Source organism: Blautia sp. MSK.20.85, from assembly GCF_013317245.1.
Classification (GTDB): domain Bacteria; phylum Bacillota; class Clostridia; order Lachnospirales; family Lachnospiraceae; genus Blautia_A.
Window position 1 is genome coordinate 1 of record NZ_JAAIUN010000010.1, and the last position, 24,707, is coordinate 24,707.

The following is a 24,707-nucleotide window of genomic DNA, read 5'->3' on the forward strand; positions in this document are numbered from 1 at the left end:
GAAGTGTGGTAACACATGGAGCTGACTGTTACTAATCGGGTGAGGGCTTGACCAACCAGCCGAGGAAGCGGGCAAGGCAGGTAAGGGTCATACGGGAGCAAGCTTGCTTGTGGACGTATGAGCATTAGCTGACTTGAACATTTGCGAAGCAAATGACATCGAACGACGGAGTCGTGAGATGATCCCCGCTGGAGTAGCCTAAAAAAACAGGCGATGCAGCTTTAGCTGCGAGCCCGTGAAAAAAGGCAAATCGGCACGCAGGTTAAAAATTGATTCAACAAAAATGATTAACCATCAACAAACACATGTATGTAGTTTTCAAGCTACAAGGGAAAGAGTAAAACGGGAGAGAAATCAACATACAGATTTCTCTCCCGTTTTTGTCACATGCATACCGTCACATACAAAAAAGTTTTCCCACACCCCTCATTTACATTCATCTCTCCATATGCTACAATGGGTAAGACCAAAGAAGCCTGAACATTAACCATTGAACTCGATTTAGGCATAAGGAGGAGAGACAATGGGATTTTCCGGATTATTTACAAAATCAAAAAAATATGGTCTTCTGAAAGCCTACATTGTAGCAATCCTGGCAAGGGGTGCGTTCCATGCGCTCGGCGGATATCTATACTGGATGGATTATATGCCGGATAATTTTCCGAAGTCTCTGACAGCATTATATCCGATCATTTACAATTACAGCTATATTCTTCTGGAAGGAGTACTCACAATTGCAGTGATTTCCATACCAGCAGTATCCAGTGCACTTGGAAGAATGAGGGTAATGGCTACCGGGGGTAACCGTCAGCCGGCAGTAGAGAAATAATTTACATATAATAGGACATAATAAAAAGATCGCGGACCTATCTTTATAAGAGATACATGATAAAGATAAATCAGCGGTCTTTTTTATGTTTATTTATCGGTAACAGTTTTTGCATGCAGTATAGCCACGCTGTTTTGCCTGACTAAGAGTAACCTTATGCGCTCGATTTGGATTCATATTTCCACAGTTTGGAATTCGATGATATTTTTTTCCTGTAGCTGGAATCCACACGGAAGACTGAACCTGAGGCCTGGAAGCGACTTTCTTTTTTACAGTAATCTGACAGCGTAATGTATAGTTCCCGGTTTTGGCAAAAATGATGGTCTTTCCGACACCCCTGGCAGTGACTTTACCTTTGGAATCTACGGTCACAATACGTTTATTCTGACTAATCCATTTAACTTTGCCAGAAGTTCCATTTACCTTTAAGAGTACAGACTTTCCTGTATAAATGGTAAGTTTTGAATTACTGAGAGATGATTTCCTGACAGTGGCGGCAGAAACGGTAGTTGTTCCCATAGCCGGGATGACAGCAGGTGAAGTTAAAGACAGAGACAATACTAAGATAAGTAATAATTGTTTCAGCTTTTTCATTTGTAAATCTCCTTCCACAGACAAATTTTATAACTTTATTATAATCGAAGTTTTTGAAAAAACAATAAACTTCATATAATTCGAAAAAAATCGACATTATTAGTAACATAAAAGTTAAATAAAACAAACCAAAAACACAAAGAGTACTTTTCTATAAATGAAAGTTGTGCTATGATAAATCAGGCAGAGATTGATCTGCAGGAATATAACAGGCAGATGTTATGCAGCTGAATAGAAAGCACTTCATGTCCTGTGTAAAATACAAAAGAAAAAGCAGAGAGTCAGACTGCAAAAGGAGAGAAAAGAAATGGCAAAGAAAATTGAAAGAAACGATCCGTGCTGGTGCGGAAGCGGAAAGAAATATAAAAAATGCCATGAAGCATTTGATGAAAAAATGGAACTTATGAAAAAGAAAGGATATGCAGTTCTTGACCATGATCTGATTAAAACACCTGCACAGATTGAAAAGATCAAAGAGAGCTGTAAGATCAATATCGCAGTTCTTGATTATGTTGCAGAGCATATCGGACCGGGTGTGACCACACAGCAGATTGATGACTGGGTACATGAAGAAACGGTACGTCATGGTGGAATTCCGGCACCACTTAATTATGAAGGTTTTCCAAAGAGCGTATGCACATCGATCAACGAGGTAGTATGCCATGGAATCCCGGATGAAGAGATCGTTTTAAAAGAAGGAGATATTGTCAATGTAGATGTATCTACCATCTATCAGGGATATTTTTCTGATTCCTCCCGTATGTTCTGTATCGGAGAGGTAAGCCCGGAGAAGGAAAAACTTGTCCGTGTGACAAAAGAATGTGTAGAGCTTGGCCTTGAGCAGGTAAAACCATGGACACCGATCGGAAATATGGGAAGTGCTGTGCACAAGCACGCAGTGGAGAATGGATACACAGTTGTCAGAGAAATCGGCGGACATGGGGTAGGTCTTGAGTTTCACGAAGATCCGTGGGTAAGTTACACTTCCAAAGAAGATACAGGTGTACTCATGGTACCGGGAATGATCTTTACCATTGAACCAATGGTTAATATGGGATCTGACGAAATTTATACAGATGAGATTGACGACTGGACAGTGCGGACAGAAGATGGCCTGCCGTCTGCGCAATGGGAGATCATGGTGCTTGTCACAGAGACAGGACATGAGGTACTTTGCTGGTAAACAAACTCGAAAATTCAGGAAAAAAGTTCTTGCAATAGAATATTATCTAGTGTATAATCACTTATGTTGTGAAAAAAGATGGTCCTCTGTTACCACATGCGTATTAAGAACATCCAGTATAATTAAGGAGAGAAAGACATGAACGAAATTATTAAGAACATTGAGTCCGCTCAGCTGAAAGCTGAAGTACCGCAGTTCCGCGTAGGAGACACAGTAAGAGTACACGCACTGATCAAAGAGGGAACACGTGAGCGTGTTCAGATCTTCGAGGGTACAGTACTTAAGAGACAGGGTGGAAGTACAAGAGAGACTTTCACAGTAAGAAAGAGCTCCAACGGTGTAGGTGTTGAGAAAACATGGCCGCTTCATTCCCCACACGTAGTTAAGGTTGAAGTTATCCGTCATGGTAAAGTACGCCGTGCGAAACTGAACTACCTGAGAGATCGCGTAGGTAAAGCAGCTAAGGTTAAAGAGCTTGTAAAATAATTTCATAAGTAAAGAGGCAGGGACAATAACATTTGCTATTGTCCCTCTTTTTACATCAAGAGGTATGCAAAATAATGATGCATACAGGGGATAGAATATGGGATTAAATAAGAAGAGAAAAATTGAAGATCTGAAAGAAAGCCGAGCTGTTTCCGAAGCAAGGGAAAGACTTCGGGATGACCGCACAAGAGGGATCGTCAAGTGGGTATTTGAGATTATCGTAACGCTGGTATTTGCTGTGCTGGTTGCGATTTCTGCATTTCAGACTGTGACATTGCAGGAGAGTGCTATGGAACCTACGTATTCGGTAGGCCAGAAATTCTTTGTAAACAGAGCATTGTATAAGATAAAATCTCCGAAACGTGGGGATGTAATTGTTTTTAAAACAAGTGCCAGTGATGATGCGGCTTTGCATATCCGACGTGTGATCGGCCTTCCAGGCGAAACAGTTCAGATAAAAGAAGGCCAGATCTACATTAATGGAAATGTTTACGAAGAGAATGGTGCTTATCAGGAAATCGCAGATGGCGGACTTGCAGACAGTGCTATCACACTGGAAAGTGGAGAGTATTTTGTTCTGGGAGATAATCGGAATAACAGCGAGGACAGCCGTTTCAGCGATATTGGAAATATCAGCAAGAAATATATTGTAGGGAAGATATGGTTTACAGTTTCTCCCAAAAGTAAAATAGGTTTTATCAGATAAAAAATGAGGTGAATTATGAACGTACAGTGGTATCCAGGCCATATGACAAAGGCGAAACGCCAGATGCAGGAAGATATCAAGCTGATCGATCTGATCATTGAGCTTGTAGATGCAAGGGTTCCGCTTTCCAGCCGCAATCCGGATATTGATGAACTCGGAAAAAACAAGGCACGTATGATCCTTCTCAATAAAGCAGACCTTGCCGATGAGAGACAGAACCGTGCCTGGATGGAATATTTCAAAGAAAAAGGGATCTATGCGGTAAGTATCGATTCCCGTAATAAAGGCTCCATGAAAGCTGTTTCTGCGGCAATTACAGAAGCATGTAAGGAAAAGACAGAGCGGGACAGAAGAAGAGGAATCAAAAACCGTCCGGTACGTGCCATGGTAGCAGGCATCCCGAATGTTGGAAAATCAACATTTATTAACACTTTTGCAGGAAAAGCATGTGCCAAGACTGGAAATAAACCGGGAGTTACGAAGGGAAAACAGTGGATCCGTCTGAATAAAAGTGTGGAACTTCTGGACACACCAGGAATTCTCTGGCCCAAATTTGAAGATCAGGAAGTTGGAATGCGTCTTGCCTATATCGGTTCTATAAAGGATGATATTCTGAATATTGAGGAGCTTGCCCTGGGTCTGATCGGATATCTGCAGGAATTTTACCCGGCAGCACTCAAAGAGAGATACAGCGTGGAAGAAGGACAGAAACCGCTGGATATCCTTACTGCAGTTGCAAAAGCGAGAGGATGTCTGAAAAAAGGTGAAGAACTTGATTATGAAAAAGCATCCCGTCTTTTGCTGGAAGAATTCCGTTCCGGAAAACTTGGAAAAGTAACGTTGGAATTTCCGAAAGGAACAGAGGAAGCATAATGGAAACAATGAAAGATATCAGGGCGCATTTTGCGTCAGCGAAGGAGGGCGAATACAACGCCCTTTTTCAGCATTATGAAAACGATGAAAGAAGCGGTGTACAGAAACTGATCCAGCAGTATCGTAAAAAGCTCCAGGCACTGGAAAATGAACGTGCGCGCACAGAAATCATGAAAGAATATGAACATAAATATGAGCATCTTGGGTATCTCTGCGGGATCGATGAAGTGGGAAGAGGACCGCTTGCCGGCCCGGTTGTAGCCTGTGCGGTGATCCTTCCGAAAGACTGCGATATTTTATGGCTGAATGATTCCAAGAAGCTTACAGCCAAAAAGAGAGAAGAGCTGTATGATGTGATCCTGGAAGGTGCAGTTTCTGTTGGAATCGGAATGGCAAGTCCGGAAAGAATTGATGAGATCAATATCCTGCAGGCAACCTATGAGGCAATGCGTCAGGCGATAAGCAAACTTTCTGTGCAGCCACAGCTGTTTTTGAACGATGCAGTTACCATACCGGAGGTTCAGATCCCTCAGGTACCCATTATCAAGGGCGATGCAAAAAGCGTATCCATTGCAGCGGCAAGTATTGTGGCAAAGGTGACCAGAGACCGGATGATGGAAGAATATGACAAAGTTCTTCCGGAGTATGGATTTGCCTCTAACAAGGGTTACGGATCTGCAGCACATATTGAAGCACTGAAGAAATACGGGCCAAGTCCGATACACCGGAAAACGTTTATCACACATTTTGTATAACGGATAAGATACTTAAGATACCGACATCAAAAACAGAAAGGTTATGTTTTTCTGAAAGAAAATAAAAGACAGAAGGGCAGTTATTATGAGGAAATTGCGGCAGTGTTCCTGGAAAAGAGGGGACTGCAGATCAGGGAAAAAAATTTTCGCTGTCGAAGCGGTGAGATTGATCTCATTGCACAAGATGAAAGATATCTGGTATTTGTAGAAGTGAAATACAGAAAGAACGGAAGAAGTGGAAGTTCTTTTGCGGCGGTAGGGAGAGAAAAACAGCGGATCATCAGCAGAGTGGCAATGTTTTACCTGGCTGTACATGGATACCGGGAATTTCCTCCCTGCCGTTTTGATGTAGTGGGAATTGACGGAGAAAAAATCCACTGGATAAAAAATGCTTTTGATTTTTGCAGATGAAAGGGCTGGTTACATAATATGAAAATAAAATGGTATAAAGATAAGCAATTAATGAATGTAAATCAGAAGAACGGGGTTACGTGGCTGACGTATCCTGCTTTTGAGAAAATTCCCGGGATCGTACATGGCTTCAGTACCCGTCTGGGCGGAGTGAGTCAGGGAATTTATGAATCCATGAATTTAAGCTTTACAAGAGGAGATAACGAGGATGCAGTGCGGGAAAATTACCGCAGACTCTCTGATGCTATGGGATTTTCCATGGGAGATATCGTAACTTCTGATCAGACACATACCACCAATGTGCATGTGGTCACGGAAACAGACAGGGGAAATGGAATCACAAAACCGAGGCCTTATACGGATGTGGATGGAATGATCACCAATGTGCCAGGATTGGTGCTGGCAACCTTTTATGCGGACTGTGTACCGCTTTTCTTTGTAGATCCTGTACATAAAGCGGTGGGACTATCTCACTCCGGCTGGAGAGGCACCGTAGGAAAGATCGGTAAAGTGACAGTGGAAAAAATGGCTGAGGAATTTCAGACAGACCCTTCAGAACTTTACGCAGCCATCGGTCCGTCTATCTGTCAGAACTGTTATGAAGTCAGTGAAGATGTGATCGATCAGTTTAAAGAAGCATTTGAAGAAAAATACTGGGATGTACTTTTTTATGAGAAACCAGATGGAAAATATCAGCTGAATCTGTGGGAGGCGAACCGAAGGATCTTTCTGGATGCAGGCATAAAAGAAGAGCGGATTTCCATGCCGGGCATCTGCACCTGCTGTAATCCGCTCTTTCTTTATTCGCACAGGGCTTCTCACGGGAAACGTGGAAACCTGGGAGCATTTCTTACTGTTCGTTGACTTTTTTCATGAGATCCATGATCTTTTCGTTGCTGGAACGAACCTTCTCGACAGATACATCATGGTTGATGATATCGATGATACTTGCAAGATATTTGCTCATATTTGCTTCGATATAGTATGGACGGTCGAGAAGTTCCGGAATACGGTAGTTAAGGTTGGTTGTGATGACTCTGTCCAGCCAGCCTTTTTCGTAATATTCGTCAAATTTAGCTACGCCGTCTGTAAACAGACCGTAGGTTGTGCAGACGAATACACGTCCGGCTTTACGCTCTTTCAGCTGACGGGCAACATCCAGCATGCTTTCTCCGGAAGAGATCATATCGTCGATGATGACAACATCTTTGCCCTCTACGGAATCTCCGAGGAATTCATGAGCAACGATCGGGTTCTTGCCATTGACAACAGTGGAGTAATCACGGCGTTTGTAGAACATACCCATATCAACTCCAAGGATATTGGAGAAATATACAGCACGTGACATAGCGCCTTCATCCGGGCTGATGATCATGAGGTGATCATTGTCGAGTTTGAAATCCGGGACATTTTTGACCAGTGCTTTCAGGAACTGGTATGTCGGGAAAAAGTTATCAAAGCCTTTCAGCGGAATAGAGTTCTGCACACGTGGATCATGAGCATCAAAAGTGATGATGTTGGAAACACCCATTGCGCTTAACTCGCGAAGTGCAAGTGCACAGTCGAGAGATTCTCTCTTGGTACGTCTGTGCTGACGTCCCTCGTAAAGGAATGGCATAATAACGTTGATACGGTGTGCTTTACCGGTGGCTGCGGAGATAATTCTCTTCAGATCCTGGTAATGGTCGTCCGGAGACATGTGGTTCTCGTGGCCGCATACGCTGTAAGTAAGGCTGTAATTGGTCACATCTACCATAATGTAAAGGTCTGTACCACGAACGGATTCTTTGATGTAACCTTTACCTTCACCGGTTCCGAAACGCGGGCATTCGCAGTCTACAAGGAAAGATTTCTCTGCATAGCCCTGTGGGATAATGGTGGATTTCTTGGCTGCTACAAGTTCTTTACGGAATTTAACCAGCTTTTTGTCAACCTCCTCGGCCAGTTCGCGGCATCCGGCAAGTGCGGCGATTCGGATCGGGGCAACAGGCATAGACTTTTCCAGCAATTCTATGTTTGGCATAATATTCCTCCTAAGTGTATGTCATTAAAAATTCTCAGTCTATTTATAACATCAGACCCACGTGTCAGTCAAGGTGTTTTCTCAAAGTGTTGATTTTTAAGAGCAAAGTTGTTATTATATACGGGATAGAAAAGGGAGATAATGATGAAATTAAGAAAGCATATGATTTCCAGGGTGCTGCCCGACAGTATTGCCGAGGAGCTGGGGCTGGAACCGGGCGACAGACTTGTGTCTGTAAACGGTCAGCCTGTGGAGGATGTCTTCGATTACCGGTATCTCATGAATGAAGAGCTTGTGGTGCTTCTGGTAGAGAAGCCCGATGGCGAAGAGTGGGAGCTGGAGGTAGAGAAGGAATATGAGGAAGACCTTGGAATAGAATTTGAGAATGGGGGACTGATGGATGACTATCGTTCCTGTTCAAATAAGTGCATGTTCTGTTTTATTGACCAGATGCCGCCGGATATGCGTGAGACGCTGTATTTTAAGGATGACGATTCCAGGCTTTCCTTTCTTCAGGGAAATTATGTGACGCTTACCAATATGAGCGAGAAGGATATTGAGCGAGTGATCCGCTATCATCTGGAACCGATCAATATTTCATTCCAGGCAATGAATCCGGAGCTCCGGTGCAAAATGCTGCATAACCGCTTTGCGGGAAAGGCCCTAGAGAAGGTGGATATGCTGTATAACGCAGGGATCACCATGAACGGACAGATCGTACTGTGCAAAGGTGTCAATGACGGGGATGAGCTGGAATACAGCCTTGAGAAACTTTCCGCTTATGCTCCGGTTCTTCAGAGTGTTTCTGTTGTGCCGGTAGGACTTACCAAATACAGAAAAGGTCTCTATCCTCTGGAGCCTTTTAATAAAGAAGATGCAAAAAAAGTCCTGAGTCAGATCGAACGCTGGCAGAAGATCATGGTGGAGAAGTACGGGATTCATTTTATCCATGCTTCGGATGAGTGGTATATTCTGGCTGGAAGGGAACTTCCCTGTGAGGAGGAATACGACGGATATCTGCAGCTTGAAAATGGCGTGGGAATGCTGAGGCTTCTGGAAACCGAAGTAAAGGAAACACTTAAGAAACTTACCGGTGACGACCGTAAAGTGACAGGAAGGATCGCCACAGGAAAACTGGCGGCGCCTTTTATTGCCCGCTATATAGAAGAAATCAAGAAAAAATTTCCCAATGTGCAGATTCCGGTCACGACCATCGAGAATCGCTTTTTCGGTGAAAAGATCACGGTGTCCGGTCTGATTACAGGGCAGGATCTGAAAGAACAGCTTTCCGGCCTTGACCTGGGAGAAAAGCTTTTGATCCCATGCAGCATGCTGAAAGGTGATGAAGAGATTTTTCTGGATGATATGACACTTAAAGAACTTTCTGAGGCACTGAAAACAGAAATTGTAATTGTAGACACAGGAGGACGTGATCTGGTAGAGGCTGTGATCAATCCTCCGAAACATAAACCAACAAGAAGGAGACAAATTTATGAGCAAACCAGTAGTAGCGATAGTGGGAAGGCCTAATGTAGGCAAATCCACTCTGTTTAACGCTCTGGCAGGTGATAATATTTCCATAGTAAAGGATACACCAGGAGTAACCCGTGACAGAATTTATGCAGATGTCACATGGCTTGACCGGACATTTACCCTGATCGATACAGGCGGAATTGAGCCGGACAGCAGCGACATTATTCTTTCCAGAATGAGAGAGCAGGCACAGATCGCCATTGATACGGCAGATGTGATCATTTTTATTACAGATGTCCGCCAGGGGCTTGTGGATTCTGACGCCAAGGTGGCAGATATGCTCCGTCGCAGTGGCAAGCCGGTACGCCTTGTAGTCAACAAAGTGGACAGCCATCAGAAGTACATGATGGATGTATATGAATTTTATAATCTTGGAATCGGAGAACCGATCCCAATTTCCGCAGCCAACAGACAGGGTCTTGGAGATATGCTGGATGAGGTGATCAAAGAGTTCCCAGATAAGAGCGAGGAGGAAGATCAGGACGATATCCCGAAGATCGCCATCGTAGGAAAGCCAAACGTTGGAAAATCTTCTCTGATCAACAAACTTCTTGGTGAGGAGCGTGTGATCGTATCCAACATTGCGGGAACTACACGTGATGCCATTGATACCAAGGTTACCTGGAACAATAAGGATTATGTATTTATTGATACTGCAGGACTTCGCCGTAAAGGAAAAGTAAAAGAAGAGATCGAGCGCTACAGTGTTATCCGTACAGTAACAGCTGTAGAGCGTGCAGATGTGGTCGTAGTTGTGATCGATGCTTCCGAGGGAGTTACCGAGCAGGATGCAAAGATCGCGGGAATCGCCCATGACAGAGGAAAAGGTATCATTGTAGCTGTAAACAAATGGGATGCCATTGAGAAAAATGACAAGACCATCTACAAGCATACAGAGAAGATCCGTCAGATCCTTTCCTTTATGCCGTATGCACAGATTATTTTTATTTCTGCAAAAACAGGCCAGAGACTTCCGAAGCTCTTTGAGAATATCGATACAGTTATCGAGAATCAGACACTCCGTATCCAGACTGGTGTTCTCAATGAGATCCTTTCCGAGGCAGTTGCTCTCCAGCAGCCGCCGTCCGACCGTGGTAGAAGACTGAAGATCTTCTACATGACACAGGTTGCGGTAAAACCGCCGACATTTGTGATCTTTGTCAATGACAAGGAACTGATGCATTTCTCCTATGTAAGATATCTGGAGAACAAGATCAGGGATGCCTTCGGGTTCTCCGGAACTTCTCTGAAATTTATCATCCGCGAGCGCGGGGAAAAGGAATAAAAATATGGAACGAATTATTTGTCTTGTTATCGGTTATGTATGCGGGCTTTTTCAAACTGGTTATATTATAGGAAAAGTCCACAAGACAGATATCAGAGAGCATGGCAGCGGGAATGCTGGAACTACGAATGCATTCCGTACCTTTGGAAAAAAAGCAGGAGTGCTTACTTTACTGGGAGACTGCCTGAAGTGCGTACTCGCCATTGTGATCGTGAGAATGGTTTACGGAAATTCCATGAATACGATCCTTCCGCTTCTTACTCTTTATGCGGCACTGGGATGCATCCTCGGACATAATTTTCCGATTTCCATGGAATTTCGCGGCGGAAAGGGGATTGCAGCTTCTGTGGGCATGATCATTGCTTTTGACTGGCGGATCTTTATTGCCTGTGCAGTTGTCTTTTTTGCATTGTTTTTTACGACGCATTATGTATCGCTTTGCTCTCTTAGTGCATATGCGGTGGCTTTTATTCTGGTCCTTGTTTTTGGACATATGGGAAAATACGGGATGGATCAGCCACATACAATGGAACTTTATATTGTGATGGCAGTTCTTACGGCAATGGCCTTCTACAGGCACAGGGCAAACATTGTAAGGCTGCTTCACGGAACAGAAAATAAGGTGTTTTTAAGCAGTAAGAATAAAAAATAAGAGGTAAGATTTATGGCGAAAATCAGCGTACTGGGTTCAGGAAGCTGGGGTATGGCTCTGGCGCTCCTGCTGTATAATAACGGCCATGAAGTTCTCCTCTGGTCGGCAAGACCGGAGGATGCCCGAAAACTCCGGGAAAAAAGAGAAAATCCTGACAGGCTTCCGGGGGTGCAGATTCCGGAAGACATTGAAATTCTGACAGATCTGGAACGGGCGATTAAAAGTGCTGATGTAACAGTGCTGGCAGTGGCTTCTCCGTACATTCGAAGTACGGCTCATAAAATGGCACCATTTATCAGGAAGGGTCAGAAGATTGTCAATGTTGCAAAAGGTATCGAAGAAAAAACACTGAAAACACTCAGTGACGTAATTGAGGAAGAAATTCCTGAGGGAGATGTGGCAGTTCTTTCAGGTCCAAGTCATGCGGAAGAAGTTGGAAAAGGAATTCCTACGACCTGCGTGGTCAGCGCACGTACAAGGGCGACTGCAGAATATCTTCAGAGTATTTTTATGAGTCCTGTATTCCGCGTGTATACAACGCCGGATATTCTGGGAGTAGAACTTGGGGGAGCACTTAAGAATGTGATTGCACTGGCAGCAGGTACCGCTGACGGATTGGGATATGGAGACAATACAAAAGCAGCTCTGATCACCAGGGGAATCACGGAGATTGCAAGGCTTGGAAAGAAAATGGGAGCACAGATGGAAACGTTTTACGGACTTTCCGGAATTGGTGATCTGATCGTAACCTGTGCGAGCGTACACAGCCGTAATCGAAAAGCCGGATATCTGATCGGTCAGGGATGTACAATGGAACAGGCTATGGATAAGGTACAGATGGTTGTGGAAGGTGTTTATTCCGCAAGAGCTGCAAGAGAACTTGCCGAGAAATATGAGGTGGAGATGCCTATCATAACAGAAGTAAACCGAGTACTTTTTGAGGGAAAATCTGCGGCAGAAGCAGTAATGGACCTGATGCTGCGCGACAAAAAGGTGGAAACGCCGATGCTTCCCTGGGAAAATATATGAGCCAGGTAAATATCCGTCCGTTTCAAATATAGGAAATTCAGTTAGAAAATAAAAAGATATCTGCCGGAAGATCAGTCAGAATCCGGCAGATATCTTTTTTGCGTTATTATAAAAAAAGTCAAGCGGATATTCGCAATCCGCTTCGCTACGTAGCTCTACACCAAATAACTGCTCCTCAGTTTATCAGGAGGAGCTTGCACTCTTCCTGATACAAGCAAGTCCCCACCCACTGCTTATTGCTTTTCGCAACCCCGCAGGGGACTTACTTGATTTGGTTAAAATTGAATGTCACGGAGATCTTCCGGAACATGAGAAGTATGCAGATTTTCATTAAGCGTATCAATGATTGCCATGTCCTCATCTTCGATATTAAAATCAAAAATATTTCCGTTACTTCGGATGCGTTCCGGATTGCTGGATTTCGGGATAACGGAAATTCCCTTCTGAACAGCCCAGCGAAGACCTATCTGTGCAGGAGTTCTTGCGTATTTGGTTCCCAGAACACACATGACATCGTTGTCAAAATAGGCGCCTCTTGCCAGAGGGGCATAAGCCTGTACCTGAATACCAAAAGCTTTACAGTATTCGATCAGTTCGGATGGATAACACAGGGGATGACATTCAATCTGATTTACAGCCGGGATAATTCCGGAAATTTTACGGAGCTCTTCCAGATGCCGGATGTCAAAATTGCTGACGCCGATACTCAAAGCACGCCCGGATTCCAGGATTTTTTCCAGTTCTTTCCAGGTGCTCAGGTAGCAGCCAGGAACTGGCCAGTGAATCAGGTAGAGATCAACATAGCTGAGCTTCAAACGGTCAAGACTGCGGGAAAAAGCACCCTGAACATCACCCAGCCGCTGGGCTGTGTTCCAGATCTTGCTGGTGATAAAAAGATCCTTCCGGGGAACACCACATCTGGCGATGGCACGTCCCACACTTTCTTCGTTTTTGTAAACGGATGCGGTATCGATCATGCGGTAGCCGGCAGAGATTGCAGAAGTGATGGCAGCCTCAGCTTGTACGTCGTCGGGCAACTTATATACACCAAGCCCCAGGAGGGGCATTTCTCTGTCGTTATTCAGAAAAACAGTCTCTCTCAAAATAATTCCTCCTTGTTTGTTCTGTTTCCCATGTTTTTGCCATTATAGCACAAAAATATGAAAGAATCACATCAAATATATTACAAAAGTGATAAAGCTTGGTCCGAATTTTAAAGCGGCTATAGGAAATATTATATGGTTTGAAGAAACTAACTTCGTTAAAATCGAGACAATCGAGTTAATTAACTGTCAAAGTTTTTGAAAAATCAGGAAAAATGGCGTATAATTTTGGATATTTTTTATAATAATTTTCTTGATAATAGAGACAAAAAGATGTATAATGAATTTAATTGATAAATTCTTGTCATGAGCGTGTCCGCCCTGCGGATACAGGAAAGGGGTATTTATGCATTTAATCAAAGATGAGAATGGCAACCTTGTTCAGCATGGACATGCGGACAGCCACGAACATACACATGAGCACACTCACGAGGATGGAGTGACTCACAGCCATACACACAGTCATGCAGAAGGAGACAGCCACTGCCATACACACGGCGATGGCCACTGCGGTTCCTGCGAGTCCGGTGACTGCAAGAATGAGACTGTAGCACTTCTTACCTATATGCTGCAGCATAATGAGCATCATGCGGCAGAACTTGACCAGATGGCTGACAACCTTAAGAAACTTAACATGGATGCAGCTGCCAAGACAATCAAGGAAGCAGTATCCGATTTCCAGAAGGGTAATATGAGACTAGGACTTGCCCTTACCCTTGTTAAGGAAGAACTGAAATAAACTGACAGAATGATTTTGACAGCAGAGCGGAAGAACAGAAAACCGCTTATTTGGAGGAATTGATTATGTGTCTTGCAACTGTATATAAAGAAGAAGATAATTCAGTAATTTTTAAAAATGTAAGCCGCATTGATGTGGACGGAAATAAATTGATCCTTCGTGATATCATGGGAGATGAGCGCGTGGTAGAGGGCAGTATTCTCATGGTAGATCTGGCGAACAGTATCGTGAAACTGCAGTGTGACTGATATTACAGCAGTTTTATGGAAATGTGAGCTGAGGGAATGACAGAGATCATTCCTATAAAAATATAATAACACTAAGACGTGGAGGGACGATCAATGAAATTATCTGAAGCAATGAGAGAAAAAATGCTGCTTTCCTTTGAACTTTTTCCACCGAAGACAGAAAAAGGCATGGCAAATCTGCCGGGAACCATTGAACATCTCATGAAGTATAAACCGGAGTATATTTCCTGTACATACGGTGCCGGCGGCGGAAATGTCGGCGCAAACAGAGAAGTATGCCAGATGATCAAGAATGCAGGAACCACTCCTGTAACACACTTCACAGTAATCAAGAATACAAAAGAAGGCATCAAAGAGCAACTGGAACAGTATCTGGCTGAAGGCGTTGACCATATGCTGGCACTTCGCGGAGATATTCCACTTGGTGAGACAACAACCTGCGGAGACTTCAATTATGCGACAGACCTTGTTAAATTTGTCCGTGATGAATTTGGCGATAAGTTCGAGATCGCAGTAGCCGGCTCACCGGAAGGCCATATCGCATGCAGAAGCTTGGATGCTGATATTGCTGTTTTGAGACAGAAACAGGACAATGGTGCTGACTACATTATGACCCAGCTCTGCTGGGATATGGAACAGTTTAAATACTGGCTGGACGCTATCCGCGAGGCTGGAGTGACAATGCCTGTAGATGTTGGTGTAATGCCGATCCTGGATCAGGCAGCTACCATTAATATGGCTCTTTCACGTAACGGCTGTGTAATGGACAGTGAGCTTTGCAGGCTGATCTCCAGAAACTGGCTGTTCCCGAATCCGTTTAACGCTAAAGATGCTGATGGTAAACCATTTGACATGTTCTATGAGGACAAGGTTAAACGATTCAAAGAAGAAGGAATCGAATACACCATCAGACAGATCGATGAGTATCGCGCTCTTGGTGTTGACGGTATCCATCTTTATGCATTAAACAAATGGAAAGATGTATCCGAGATCATTGACAGATCCGGACTTCGTACACTTATCTAGTTATCAATAAACTGAATATGAATTCCGGCACAGTGCGGAGGTGCCAGAATAAAAAACAATATAATTGTATTGTTTTACCTTACGGGCACCTCCTTTATACGCCGGACGTATCAGATTTTTATTTATGAAATCAGGAGGTGCCCGTTTTATGGCACATGTTATTGCAGTCGCTGGAAAAGGCGGCGTTGGAAAAACTACATTATGCGGAATGCTGATCCAGTATCTCTGCGAAAAGAAAAAAGGACCTGTACTGGCTGTAGATGCAGATGCCAATTCAAATCTGAATGAGGTTCTTGGCGTAGAAGTAGATACGACTCTTGGCGATGTCCGCGAGGAGATCGCACATGCTGAGATGACAGAGAAAAGCCCGATCCCCAAAGGAATGTCCAAGGCAGATTATGCGGAGGTACGTTTTGAGGATGCTCTTGCAGAGGAAGATGATTATGATCTTCTTGTAATGGGAAGAACCCAGGGAAAAGGCTGCTATTGCTTTGTAAATGGTCTGCTTCAGGCACAGCTTGCCAAATACCAGAAAAATTATCCGTATATTGTTGTGGATAACGAAGCTGGAATGGAACATATCAGCAGAGGAATCCTTCCGAGCATGGAGACAGCAATTCTTGTAAGTGACTGTTCCAGAAGAGGCGTTCAGGCAGTTGGCAGGATCGCAGAACTTATTAAGGAATGCGATATGAAGCCTTCCAGAGTAGGTCTTATTATCAATCGCGCGCCAAAAGCAGAACTGAATTCAGGAATCCTTGAGGAAATCCGGAATCAGGGACTCGATCTGATCGGTGTGGTGCCACAGGATGAGGCAGTTTATGAATATGACTGCGATGGTAAACCAACCGTTACTCTTCCTGAGGATAATCCGATGCGAAAAGCAGCTTTTGAAATTTTTGATAAATTAGGTTTATAACGAAATATAAACCTTTTTTTAAAAAAGAAAATAACCTATGGGTGGGGATGGGTTCCTGCCCTGGGCTTATTATAAAAAGAAAAATAAAAATAGATGTGCTATTAAAGGAGGTCTATAATGAGTGAATTCAAATTAACTACAGTGGAGGAATTTGAAGCCGCTACAGCCCGTCTTCTCGAGACAGGTGCAAAGGTAGGAGCAGATGCATGGCAGATCCGTGCAAAGAACCAGACTCCGCACTGTAAATTCGGTGAGCAGGGTATCTGCTGCCGTATCTGTGCAATGGGACCGTGTCGTATTACACCGAAGGCTCCAAGAGGAATCTGCGGATGTGATGCTCATGGTATCGTAGGAAGAAACTTCCTTAAATTTACAGCCGGTGGTGCAGCTACTCACTCCGATCATGGTCGTGAGATCTGCCATACACTGTACTGTGCAAAAGAGGGCGGAAATTATCAGGTAAAAGATCCTGAGAAACTGCTTCGCATCGCTAAAGAGTGGGGCGTGGAGACAGAAGGCAAGGATATCTATGATCTGGCTCATGAGATGGCTGAGATCGGTCTTATGGAATATGGTAAACCGTTCGGATATCAGAGATTCCTTGACAGAATGCCTGCAGGACAGAAAGAAAAACTGATCGAGAACGAAATCGCACCACGTGCTATCGACCGTGAGGTTGCAAGCTCCCTGCATATGTCTCATATGGGATGTTCATCTCTTCCGGAGGCACTTGTAAAACAGTCTATTCGCTGCGGTATGGCTGATGGATGGGGCGGTTCCATGATGGGAACAGAGTTCTCTGATGTATTATTCGGAACTCCGAAGCCACTTGATACAGAGGCTAACCTTGGAGTAATGGTTGAAGAGAACGTAAACATTGTTGTACACGGACATGATCCGAGTCTTTCTGAGATGATCTGTGAGTATGCAGACAGCAAAGAAATGATCGATTATGCAAAATCTGTAGGAGCAAAAGGAATCACCGTTTCCGGTGTGTGCTGTACTTCTAACGAGGTAGCTATGCGTCGTGGTGTTCCGATGGCTGGTAACTTCCTGCAGCAGGAGAACGTAGTACTGACAGGTGCTTGCGAGGCGATCGTAGTTGATGTTCAGTGTATCTTCCCTGCATTAGGACCTCTGAGCAAATGTTTCCATACTAAATTTGTTACAACTTCTCCGATCGCTCAGATGCCGGATTCTGAATTTATCAGATTCAACGCTGAGACAGCAGGAGAAAATGCAAAAGCAATCGTTAAGATGGCTATCGATAACTTCAAGAACAGAAAACCTGAGCTTGTACATATCCCGCAGCTGAAACAGAAAGCTACTGTTGGTTACTCAGTAGAAGCAATCGTCAAAGTTCTTGATGGTGTTACAAACTCTCAGGTTGACGTAACAGGAACAACCAAACCATTACTTGAGTGCATCACTTCCGGTGTTATCCGTGGTGCTGTTGCTATGGTTGGATGTAACAATCCTAAGATCCGTCCTGACTATGCACATATCGAACTGATGAAGAAGTGTATCGCAAATGATATCATTATCATCGCTTCCGGATGTTCCGCACAGGCAGCTGCTAAAGCTGGTCTGATGGACAAATCCGCAAGAGATCTCTGCGGTGCAGGTCTGAAACGTGTCTGTGAGCTGGCTGATATCCCACCAGTACTTCATATGGGATCCTGCGTAGATATCTCCCGTATGATGATCCTGGCTGCTGAACTTGCAAAAGATGCAGGACTTCAGATCAATCAGCTTCCTGTAGTAGGATGTGCTCCTGAGTGGATGTCTGAAAAAGCTGTATCCATCGGTAACTACGTAGTTGGTACTGGTATTGATACATTCCTTGGCGTTGATCCATATGTTTCCGGTTCTTCAGAAATGTGCGAGCTTCTTACAGAGGGAACAAGAAAATGGACAGGTGCTGCTTACACAGTAGAGACAGACATCGAGAAATTAGTTGATCTTATGATCGAGAGAATTGAAGAGAAGAGAACAGCATTAGGAATCTAATCCGTTGCGATCTTTAAAATGTTATAAAAGGTGGAAGACGTAAAATGAAAATAGCAGTAACCGGTAAAGGCGGAGTAGGAAAGACAACTTTCGCAGCAACACTTGCAAGACTATACGCAGATGAGGGAAAAAAAGTCCTTGCGGCGGATGTGGATCCGGATGCGAACCTGGGTCTTGCCCTTGGATTTGACGAGGAAACCTTGGATTCTATTGTTCCAATCTCAAAAATGCGTAAGCTCATAGAAGAACGCACCGGAGCCAACAGCCAGAATCAGTTTTATAAACTGAACCCAAAGGTAGACGATATTCCGGATACTTATGGAAAAACCTGTAATGGCGTAAAGCTGCTTGTCCTTGGAACTGTGGAAACAGGTGGAGGCGGATGCGTCTGTCCTGAACATGTGATGCTTAAAAGAGTGATCAATAACCTTGTGATCCACAGAGATGATGTGGTGATCATGGATATGGAGGCCGGCCTGGAACATCTGGGCCGGGGCACCACGGAGAGCATGGATGAATTTATTGTAGTGATCGAACCAGGGGCAAGAAGCGTTCAGACTTACAAGAATGTCAAACGTCTTGCAAAGGATCTGGGAGTTTCCCAGGTTAAGGTCGTAGCCAACAAGGTACGAAATCCGGAAGATGAAGAATTTATCCGGAACAAGATTCCGGCAGAAGATCTGCTTGGAATGATCCATTACAATACTGAAGTTATGGACGCTGACCGTCAGGGAAAATCTCCCTACGATTTCAGTGAGACTGTAACTGCTGAGATCAGAAAAATCAAAGACAAAATTGATCAGAATTCAATTCTGTAAAAATAGGAGGTATTACAGTGACTTTATTTGATAGAGTATTCGGCGGAAACGATGCTGTATATGGTTTAACAGAGGGTGCTATTGACGGCGCGATCGCTCAGTATGGCGAAGACAAAGCTGTCAGCTTCCCTAATACCGCTTACAGCCTTCCTTGCTACTATGCTGTAACAGGAACAAAAGTTACAACATTAAAAGAATTAAAAGAAGCTCTTGGCGTTGTAAAAACACTTATGACAAGAGAGAAAAGACTGAACGATGCATTCATGTCCGGTGTTGCTACAGCACTCTGCGCAGAGTTCATCGAGGTTCTGAAATATATCGACGGAGCAACTCCTTACGAAGAGCCATGCTATGGACATCTTGGTGATGCTGTTATCCGTGAGCTCGGTGTACCGCTTGTAACAGGCGATATCCCAGGCGTTGCTGTTATCCTTGGTGCTGCTCCTACTACAGAAGAGGGTGTTGCTCTTGTAAAGAGCTATCAGGCACAGGGTATCCTGGTAACACTTGTTGGCGGAATCATTGATCAGGTTGCAGAAGCCGGAATGAAGACAGGTGCCAACGTTCGTGTTATTCCTCTTGGAAAAGATGTTACATCTGTTGTTCATGTAGTTTCCGTTGCAATCCGTGCAGCGCTGATCTTCGGTAATGTAACACCTGGAGATGCAGGAACACTTATGAAATACACAATGGATCGTGTACCGGCATTTGTTAACGCATTCAAACCTCTGGATGATGTGATCGTAGCATGCGGTGCGGGCGCTATCGCACTTGGATTCCCGGTTGTTACAAATGAGACAGAGAATATCTTCCGTGTACCGAAGAGCCTTATCGTTCAGGAGGACGTAAGCAAATTTAACGCTACTTCTCTTGAGGCGCGTGATATTAAGATCAAGATCACAAATATTGATATTCCGGTTGCTTTCGCATCTGCATTCGAGGGTGAGATCATCCGTCGTAAAGACATGCAGGTTGAGTTCGATGGTTCCCGTGTAGACTGTGCAGAGCTTGTACAGACCTGCGATGCTTCTGAGATCGAGGATCACAAGATCACAGTGATCGGACCTGAAGTAGATGAGATGGAATTCGGCAGCAAGAACAGCATTGCATATATTGTTAAAGTTGCAGGTAAGAACATGCAGCCTGACTTTGAACCGGTTATCGAGCGTAAATTCCACAACTACATCAACTGTATCGAGGGTGTATACCATACAGGACAGCGTGATATGCAGCGTATCCGTATCAGCATTGACGCATTTAATGCAGGATTCAGAATCAAACATATCGGTGAAGTTCTTTATGCATCTGTTAAGAATGAGTTCGATGCAGTTGTTGATAAATGTGAGGTTGTTATCTATACAGATCCTGCTGAGTGTACAAGAATCCGTCATGAGGTTGCAATTCCGATCTTTGACAAACGTGATGAGCGTCTTGATACTCTGACAGATGAGTCTGTTGACGTATATTACAGCTGTATCCTTTGCCAGGCATTCGCACCAAGCCACGTATGTGTAGTAACACCTGAGAGACTTGGTCTTTGCGGTGCGGTTTCATGGCTGGATGCAAAAGCTACACATCAGCTTGACCCGGCTGGTCCTTGCCAGATCATCACAAAAGAGCGTCCGATCGATGAGAATCTTGGTTCTTATGAGGACGTTGATGAGGCAGTTCAGAAATTCTCCCAGGGTGCTCTGGAGCACGTTACACTGTACTCCATCATGCAGGATCCGATGACTTCCTGCGGATGCTTCGAGTGTATCTGCGGTATCGAGCCATTCTCCAACGGTGTTGTTATTGCAAACCGTGAGTATGCTGGTATGACACCACTTGGAATGACATTCCCTGAGATGGCATCTATGACAGGTGGCGGTGTTCAGACACCTGGATTCATGGGACATGGTAAACATTTCATTTCCTCCAAGAAGTTCATGAAGGCTGAGGGCGGTATCGAGCGTATCGTATGGATGCCAAAAGAACTGAAAGAATTCGTAGCTGACAGACTTAACAAGACAGCAAAAGAGCTTTATGGAATTGATAACTTTACAGATATGATCGGTGATGAGACAATCGCAGAAGATCCAGAGACACTGGTAACATTCCTTACAGAAAAAGGACATCCGGCTCTTGGACTTGATCCGATGATGTAATATTCAGGTAATTTACTTTATAGGGAAAGAATGCTTGCATTCTTTCCCTTGCAGATTGAAGATACAGCGAAGCGGAATGCAAATATCCGTTTTGCCCCATTGAGTAGTGCGCGAAATATCAATATGGTTGCGGAACATATTGAGAGGATTTTATATATGACTGCCTATGGCAGATCATATAAATAAAAAAACAGGAAATGGAGATGTGCAATATGTTGATTGACAGAATTTTCAACGGAAATGATGCTGTCTATGGCCTGACAGTACAGGCTGTAGACGGGGCAATTGCACAGCACGGAGCAGACAAAGCGGTGGGATTTCCGCATACAGCTTACTGCCTGCCCTGCTACTATGCAGTTACCGGCGTAAAAGTGAAAACACTGGGAGAGATGAAAGAAGCTCTTGGTGTTGTAAAGACCTTGATGACGAGAGAACAGCAGCTGGATGATGCTTTAATGTCGGGTGTTGCAACTGCATTATGTGCTGAGTTTATCGAAGCATTGAAATATCTGGATGGTGCGGAACCATATAGTGAACCGTGCTACGGACATTTGACAGACTCCATTATCCGAGAGATGGGTGTACCGCTTGTAACAGGTGATATTCCTGGTGTGGCAGTTATTCTTGGCTCTGCACCGACTGCACAGGAAGGAGTAGATCTGATCAAGAGCTACCAGGCGCAGGGCATTCTGGTAACACTTGTTGGCGGTATCATCGATCAGGCACAGGAACTTGGCCTTAAGATGGGCTACAATGTAAGAATCGTACCTCTTGGAAAAGAGGTTACTTCTGTGATCCATGTGGTATCAGTTGCACTTCGTGCGGCACTGATCTTCGGTAATGTGACACCTGGCGATGCGGCCAGCCTTCTTACATATACCAAGGATCGTGTACCTGCATTTGTAAATGCATTCAAACCGGTGGATGATGTGATCCTTGCAGCAGGGGCAGGCGCTATCAAGCTTGGATTCCCGGTCATTACAAATGAGGATGAGAATGTGGAAGAAGTTCCAGGCGCTCTGATCGGCTGCGCAAATGTTGCTGATTTCAATAAAGTGTCCCTGGAAGCCAGAAATATCAAGATCAAGATCACAAAGATCGATATTCCGGTTGCATTTGCCTCTGCATTTGAAGGTGAGATCATCAGACGTAAAGATATGCAGGTTGAGTTTGATGGTTCCCGTGTAGACTGCGCAGAGCTTGTCCAGACAAGAGAGATGAGCGAAGTGGAAGATCATAAGATCACAGTCGTTGGTCCTGAAGTGGATGAGATGGAATTTGGCAGCAAAAACAGCATCGCATATGTTGTTGAGGTTGCCGGCAAGAAGATGCAGCCTGATTTTGAGCCTGTTATTGAGCGTAAGTTCCATAACTATATTAACTGCATTGAAGGCGTATATCATACAGGACAGAGAGATATGCAGCGTATCCGTATCAGTATTGAGGCATTTAATGCAGGATTTCGTATCAAACATATCGGAGAAGTACTTTACAGTCAGGTTAAAAATGAATTTGCAGCTGTTGTAGATAAATGTCAGGTTACGATCTACACAGATCCTGCTGAATGTACAAGAATCCGTCATGAAGTTGCCATTCCGGTATTTGACAAACGTGATGAGAGACTGGATAATCTGACAGATGAATCTGTTGATGTATATTACAGCTGTATTCTCTGCCAGGCATTTTCACCATCCCATGTATGTGTGGTAACACCGGAAAGACTGGGACTTTGCGGAGCGGTTTCATGGCTTGACGCAAAAGCTACGAATCAGCTTGATCCGGCAGGACCTTGTCAGGTGATTACCAAGGAGCGTCCGATTGACGAGAATCTTGGTTCATACGAGGATGTAGATGAGGCAGTTCAGAAATTCTCACAGGGTGCACTGGAGCATGTTACACTGTATTCCATTATGCAGGATCCTATGACTTCCTGCGGATGCTTTGAGTGTATCTGTGGTATTGAGCCATTTTCCAATGGTGTTGTCATTGCAAACCGTGAGTATGCAGGTATGACCCCACTGGGCATGACATTCCCTGAGATGGCATCCATGACAGGCGGTGGAGTTCAGACACCTGGATTTATGGGACATGGCAAGCATTTCATTTCTTCCAAGAAGTTCATGAAGGCAGAAGGCGGTATTGAACGTATCGTATGGATGCCGAAAGAGCTGAAAGAGACAGTTGCGGAACGTCTCAATAAAACAGCGAAAGAGCTTTACGGTATTGATAACTTCACAGATATGGTTGGTGATGAAACAATTGCAACGGATCCGGAGGCGCTTGTGGAATTTTTAACAGAAAAAGGACATCCAGCCTTGTCAATGGACCCTATGATGTAGTATAATATAAGAAGCTCTGTAGTTTTTAATTATTATTTTTAAGGAGGCTAACAAAAAATGCCGTTTAATCAGAAACCACAAAAGTTCAATGCAAAGATTAATGAAGTCACAATCGGAAGCGGAGATAAGACTGTGACTATTGGAGGGGATTGTACATTCCCGTTTTACTCTTTTGACGCAGAGTCAGAGAACTGTCCGAAGATCGGTGTAGAGATCTCTGATATGGGTCTTGAGGGTGTATCTGAAGGTATCAAAGCATACTATGAAGGCGCTACAACAATGGGCGAGATCGCTAAGAAAGCTGCTGCTATGGAAGGTGCTGACTTTGTCGCACTGATCCTTGAGGGCGGAGATCCTAACGGTGTCAATAAATCCATTGATGAGCTGATCGAAGTTGTAAAAGAGGTTGCTGATGCAGTTGACTGTCCACTGGTAGTAGAGGGATGCAAGAACGTTGAGAAGGATGCAGAGCTCCTTCCGAAGGTTGCAGAGGCTCTTCAGGGCAGAAATGCTCTGATCCTTTCTGAGAAAGAGGAAAACTACAAGGCAATCGGTGCAGCAGCAGGTCTTGCTTACAATCAGATCGTAGGTGCTGAGTCTGCCGTTGATATCAACCTTGCTAAACAGCTTAACGTTGTTACTACACAGCTTGGTGTAGATGCGAAGAAGATCGTTATGAATATCGGTAGTGCAGCAGCTGGATATGGATATGAGTACGTAGTTTCTACTATGGACCGTATCAAAGGTGCCGCTTTAGGCCAGAATGATAACATGCTGCAGATGCCTATTATTACACCTGTTTCTGCTGAGACATGGAATGTTAAGGAAGCAACAGCTTCTGAGGCAGATATGCCTGAGTGGGGTCCACAGGACGAGCGTGGAATCGACATGGAAGTTGAGACAGCAGCTGCTGACCTTGCAGCTGGTTCTGATGCAGTTATCTTAAGACATCCGGAATCTGTTAAGACAATTTCCAAACTGATCAAAGCACTCGCGTAA

The 24,707-nt window shown here is 44.2% G+C and carries 23 protein-coding genes and 1 pseudogene; 21 read left to right on the forward strand and 3 right to left on the reverse strand.

Annotation, left to right across the window (positions count from 1 at the left end):
- Positions 1 to 523: 523 nt before the first annotated feature.
- A pseudogene (locus G5B12_RS07540) lies at positions 524 to 829 on the forward strand (energy-coupled thiamine transporter ThiT); the annotation flags it as partial.
- A gap of 93 nt (positions 830 to 922) precedes the next feature.
- On the opposite strand, the gene G5B12_RS07545 reads toward G5B12_RS07540, so the two are convergent.
- Positions 923 to 1,423: an Ig-like domain-containing protein gene (locus tag G5B12_RS07545; RefSeq protein WP_174088000.1), complete on the reverse strand. Its 501-nt coding sequence runs from the start codon at positions 1,421 to 1,423 to the stop codon at positions 923 to 925.
- A gap of 307 nt (positions 1,424 to 1,730) precedes the next feature.
- Between G5B12_RS07545 and G5B12_RS07550 the strand changes: the two genes are divergently transcribed.
- The 7 genes from G5B12_RS07550 (at position 1,731) to pgeF (ending at position 6,701) form a co-directional block, all read left to right on the forward strand.
- Positions 1,731 to 2,606 carry a methionyl aminopeptidase gene (locus tag G5B12_RS07550; protein ID WP_021975831.1) on the forward strand — a complete coding sequence of 292 codons (876 nt, stop codon included), beginning with the start codon at positions 1,731 to 1,733 and terminating at the stop codon, positions 2,604 to 2,606.
- 138 nt (positions 2,607 to 2,744) lie between these two features.
- On the forward strand, positions 2,745 to 3,092 hold the full coding sequence (gene rplS / locus G5B12_RS07555; protein ID WP_015525316.1) for a 50S ribosomal protein L19: 348 nt from the start codon (positions 2,745 to 2,747) through the stop codon (positions 3,090 to 3,092).
- A gap of 97 nt (positions 3,093 to 3,189) precedes the next feature.
- The gene (gene lepB / locus G5B12_RS07560) at positions 3,190 to 3,798 is read left to right on the forward strand and encodes a signal peptidase I (RefSeq protein ID WP_021975832.1); all 609 of its coding nucleotides are present in this window, start codon (positions 3,190 to 3,192) and stop codon (positions 3,796 to 3,798) included.
- Positions 3,799 to 3,813: 15 nt separating this feature from the next.
- Entirely contained in the window at positions 3,814 to 4,671 is an 858-nt protein-coding gene (gene ylqF / locus G5B12_RS07565; protein WP_118062511.1) for a ribosome biogenesis GTPase YlqF, read from the forward strand.
- Positions 4,671 to 5,426, forward strand: a complete 756-nt coding sequence (locus tag G5B12_RS07570) for a ribonuclease HII (RefSeq protein ID WP_021975834.1) — start codon at positions 4,671 to 4,673, stop codon at positions 5,424 to 5,426. Before ylqF ends, G5B12_RS07570 begins: the two co-directional genes overlap by 1 nt.
- A gap of 51 nt (positions 5,427 to 5,477) precedes the next feature.
- Positions 5,478 to 5,837 (forward strand): YraN family protein, encoded by a 360-nt coding sequence (locus G5B12_RS07575; RefSeq protein ID WP_118062510.1) that lies wholly within the window; start codon positions 5,478 to 5,480, stop codon positions 5,835 to 5,837.
- 18 nt (positions 5,838 to 5,855) lie between these two features.
- Complete coding sequence (gene pgeF / locus G5B12_RS07580; RefSeq protein WP_174088001.1) at positions 5,856 to 6,701, forward strand: peptidoglycan editing factor PgeF; 846 nt, start codon at positions 5,856 to 5,858, stop codon at positions 6,699 to 6,701.
- Here pgeF and G5B12_RS07585 read toward each other — a convergent pair.
- A complete protein-coding gene (locus tag G5B12_RS07585; protein WP_015525311.1) occupies positions 6,688 to 7,860 on the reverse strand; it encodes a ribose-phosphate pyrophosphokinase in 1,173 nt (390 codons plus the stop codon). The two genes, pgeF and G5B12_RS07585, sit on opposite strands and share 14 nt — an antisense overlap.
- 144 nt (positions 7,861 to 8,004) lie before the next feature.
- On the opposite strand from G5B12_RS07585, the gene G5B12_RS07590 reads away from it, so the two are divergent.
- The 4 genes from G5B12_RS07590 to G5B12_RS07605 are packed head-to-tail and all read left to right on the forward strand — an operon-like array spanning position 8,005 to position 12,359.
- A complete protein-coding gene (locus tag G5B12_RS07590) occupies positions 8,005 to 9,390 on the forward strand; it encodes a DUF512 domain-containing protein (protein ID WP_174088002.1) in 1,386 nt (461 codons plus the stop codon).
- On the forward strand, positions 9,353 to 10,678 hold the full coding sequence (der, locus tag G5B12_RS07595; RefSeq protein ID WP_021975838.1) for a ribosome biogenesis GTPase Der: 1,326 nt from the start codon (positions 9,353 to 9,355) through the stop codon (positions 10,676 to 10,678). Before G5B12_RS07590 ends, der begins: the two co-directional genes overlap by 38 nt.
- 4 nt (positions 10,679 to 10,682) lie before the next feature.
- On the forward strand, positions 10,683 to 11,330 hold the full coding sequence (gene plsY / locus G5B12_RS07600; protein WP_021975839.1) for a glycerol-3-phosphate 1-O-acyltransferase PlsY: 648 nt from the start codon (positions 10,683 to 10,685) through the stop codon (positions 11,328 to 11,330).
- Between the two features lie 12 nt (positions 11,331 to 11,342).
- Complete coding sequence (locus G5B12_RS07605; RefSeq protein WP_174088003.1) at positions 11,343 to 12,359, forward strand: NAD(P)H-dependent glycerol-3-phosphate dehydrogenase; 1,017 nt, start codon at positions 11,343 to 11,345, stop codon at positions 12,357 to 12,359.
- A 275-nt stretch (positions 12,360 to 12,634) separates the two neighbouring features.
- Here the strand turns inward: G5B12_RS07605 and G5B12_RS07610 are convergent, their stop codons facing one another.
- The gene (locus G5B12_RS07610; protein WP_174088004.1) at positions 12,635 to 13,462 is read right to left on the reverse strand and encodes an aldo/keto reductase; all 828 of its coding nucleotides are present in this window, start codon (positions 13,460 to 13,462) and stop codon (positions 12,635 to 12,637) included.
- 346 nt (positions 13,463 to 13,808) lie between these two features.
- Here G5B12_RS07610 and G5B12_RS07615 point away from each other — a divergent pair, with 346 nt between their 5' ends.
- The 9 genes from G5B12_RS07615 (at position 13,809) to acsD (ending at position 24,707) form a co-directional block, all read left to right on the forward strand.
- Positions 13,809 to 14,201, forward strand: a complete 393-nt coding sequence (locus G5B12_RS07615; RefSeq protein WP_021975842.1) for a hypothetical protein — start codon at positions 13,809 to 13,811, stop codon at positions 14,199 to 14,201.
- Positions 14,202 to 14,266: 65 nt separating this feature from the next.
- Complete coding sequence (locus G5B12_RS07620; RefSeq protein WP_021975843.1) at positions 14,267 to 14,449, forward strand: CooT family nickel-binding protein; 183 nt, start codon at positions 14,267 to 14,269, stop codon at positions 14,447 to 14,449.
- A gap of 93 nt (positions 14,450 to 14,542) precedes the next feature.
- Entirely contained in the window at positions 14,543 to 15,475 is a 933-nt protein-coding gene (locus G5B12_RS07625; protein ID WP_021975844.1) for a methylenetetrahydrofolate reductase, read from the forward strand.
- A 148-nt stretch (positions 15,476 to 15,623) separates the two neighbouring features.
- A complete protein-coding gene (locus G5B12_RS07630; RefSeq protein ID WP_021975845.1) occupies positions 15,624 to 16,394 on the forward strand; it encodes an ATP-binding protein in 771 nt (256 codons plus the stop codon).
- Positions 16,395 to 16,511: 117 nt separating this feature from the next.
- Positions 16,512 to 18,404 carry an anaerobic carbon-monoxide dehydrogenase catalytic subunit gene (gene cooS / locus G5B12_RS07635; RefSeq protein WP_021975846.1) on the forward strand — a complete coding sequence of 631 codons (1,893 nt, stop codon included), beginning with the start codon at positions 16,512 to 16,514 and terminating at the stop codon, positions 18,402 to 18,404.
- 44 nt (positions 18,405 to 18,448) lie between these two features.
- On the forward strand, positions 18,449 to 19,222 hold the full coding sequence (locus G5B12_RS07640; protein WP_021975847.1) for an ATP-binding protein: 774 nt from the start codon (positions 18,449 to 18,451) through the stop codon (positions 19,220 to 19,222).
- A gap of 17 nt (positions 19,223 to 19,239) precedes the next feature.
- Complete coding sequence (gene acsB, locus G5B12_RS07645) at positions 19,240 to 21,369, forward strand: acetyl-CoA decarbonylase/synthase complex subunit alpha/beta (RefSeq protein ID WP_021975848.1); 2,130 nt, start codon at positions 19,240 to 19,242, stop codon at positions 21,367 to 21,369.
- Positions 21,370 to 21,581: 212 nt separating this feature from the next.
- Positions 21,582 to 23,708 (forward strand): acetyl-CoA decarbonylase/synthase complex subunit alpha/beta, encoded by a 2,127-nt coding sequence (acsB, locus tag G5B12_RS07650; protein WP_118062500.1) that lies wholly within the window; start codon positions 21,582 to 21,584, stop codon positions 23,706 to 23,708.
- Positions 23,709 to 23,765: 57 nt separating this feature from the next.
- On the forward strand, positions 23,766 to 24,707 hold the full coding sequence (gene acsD / locus G5B12_RS07655; protein WP_118062499.1) for an acetyl-CoA decarbonylase/synthase complex subunit delta: 942 nt from the start codon (positions 23,766 to 23,768) through the stop codon (positions 24,705 to 24,707).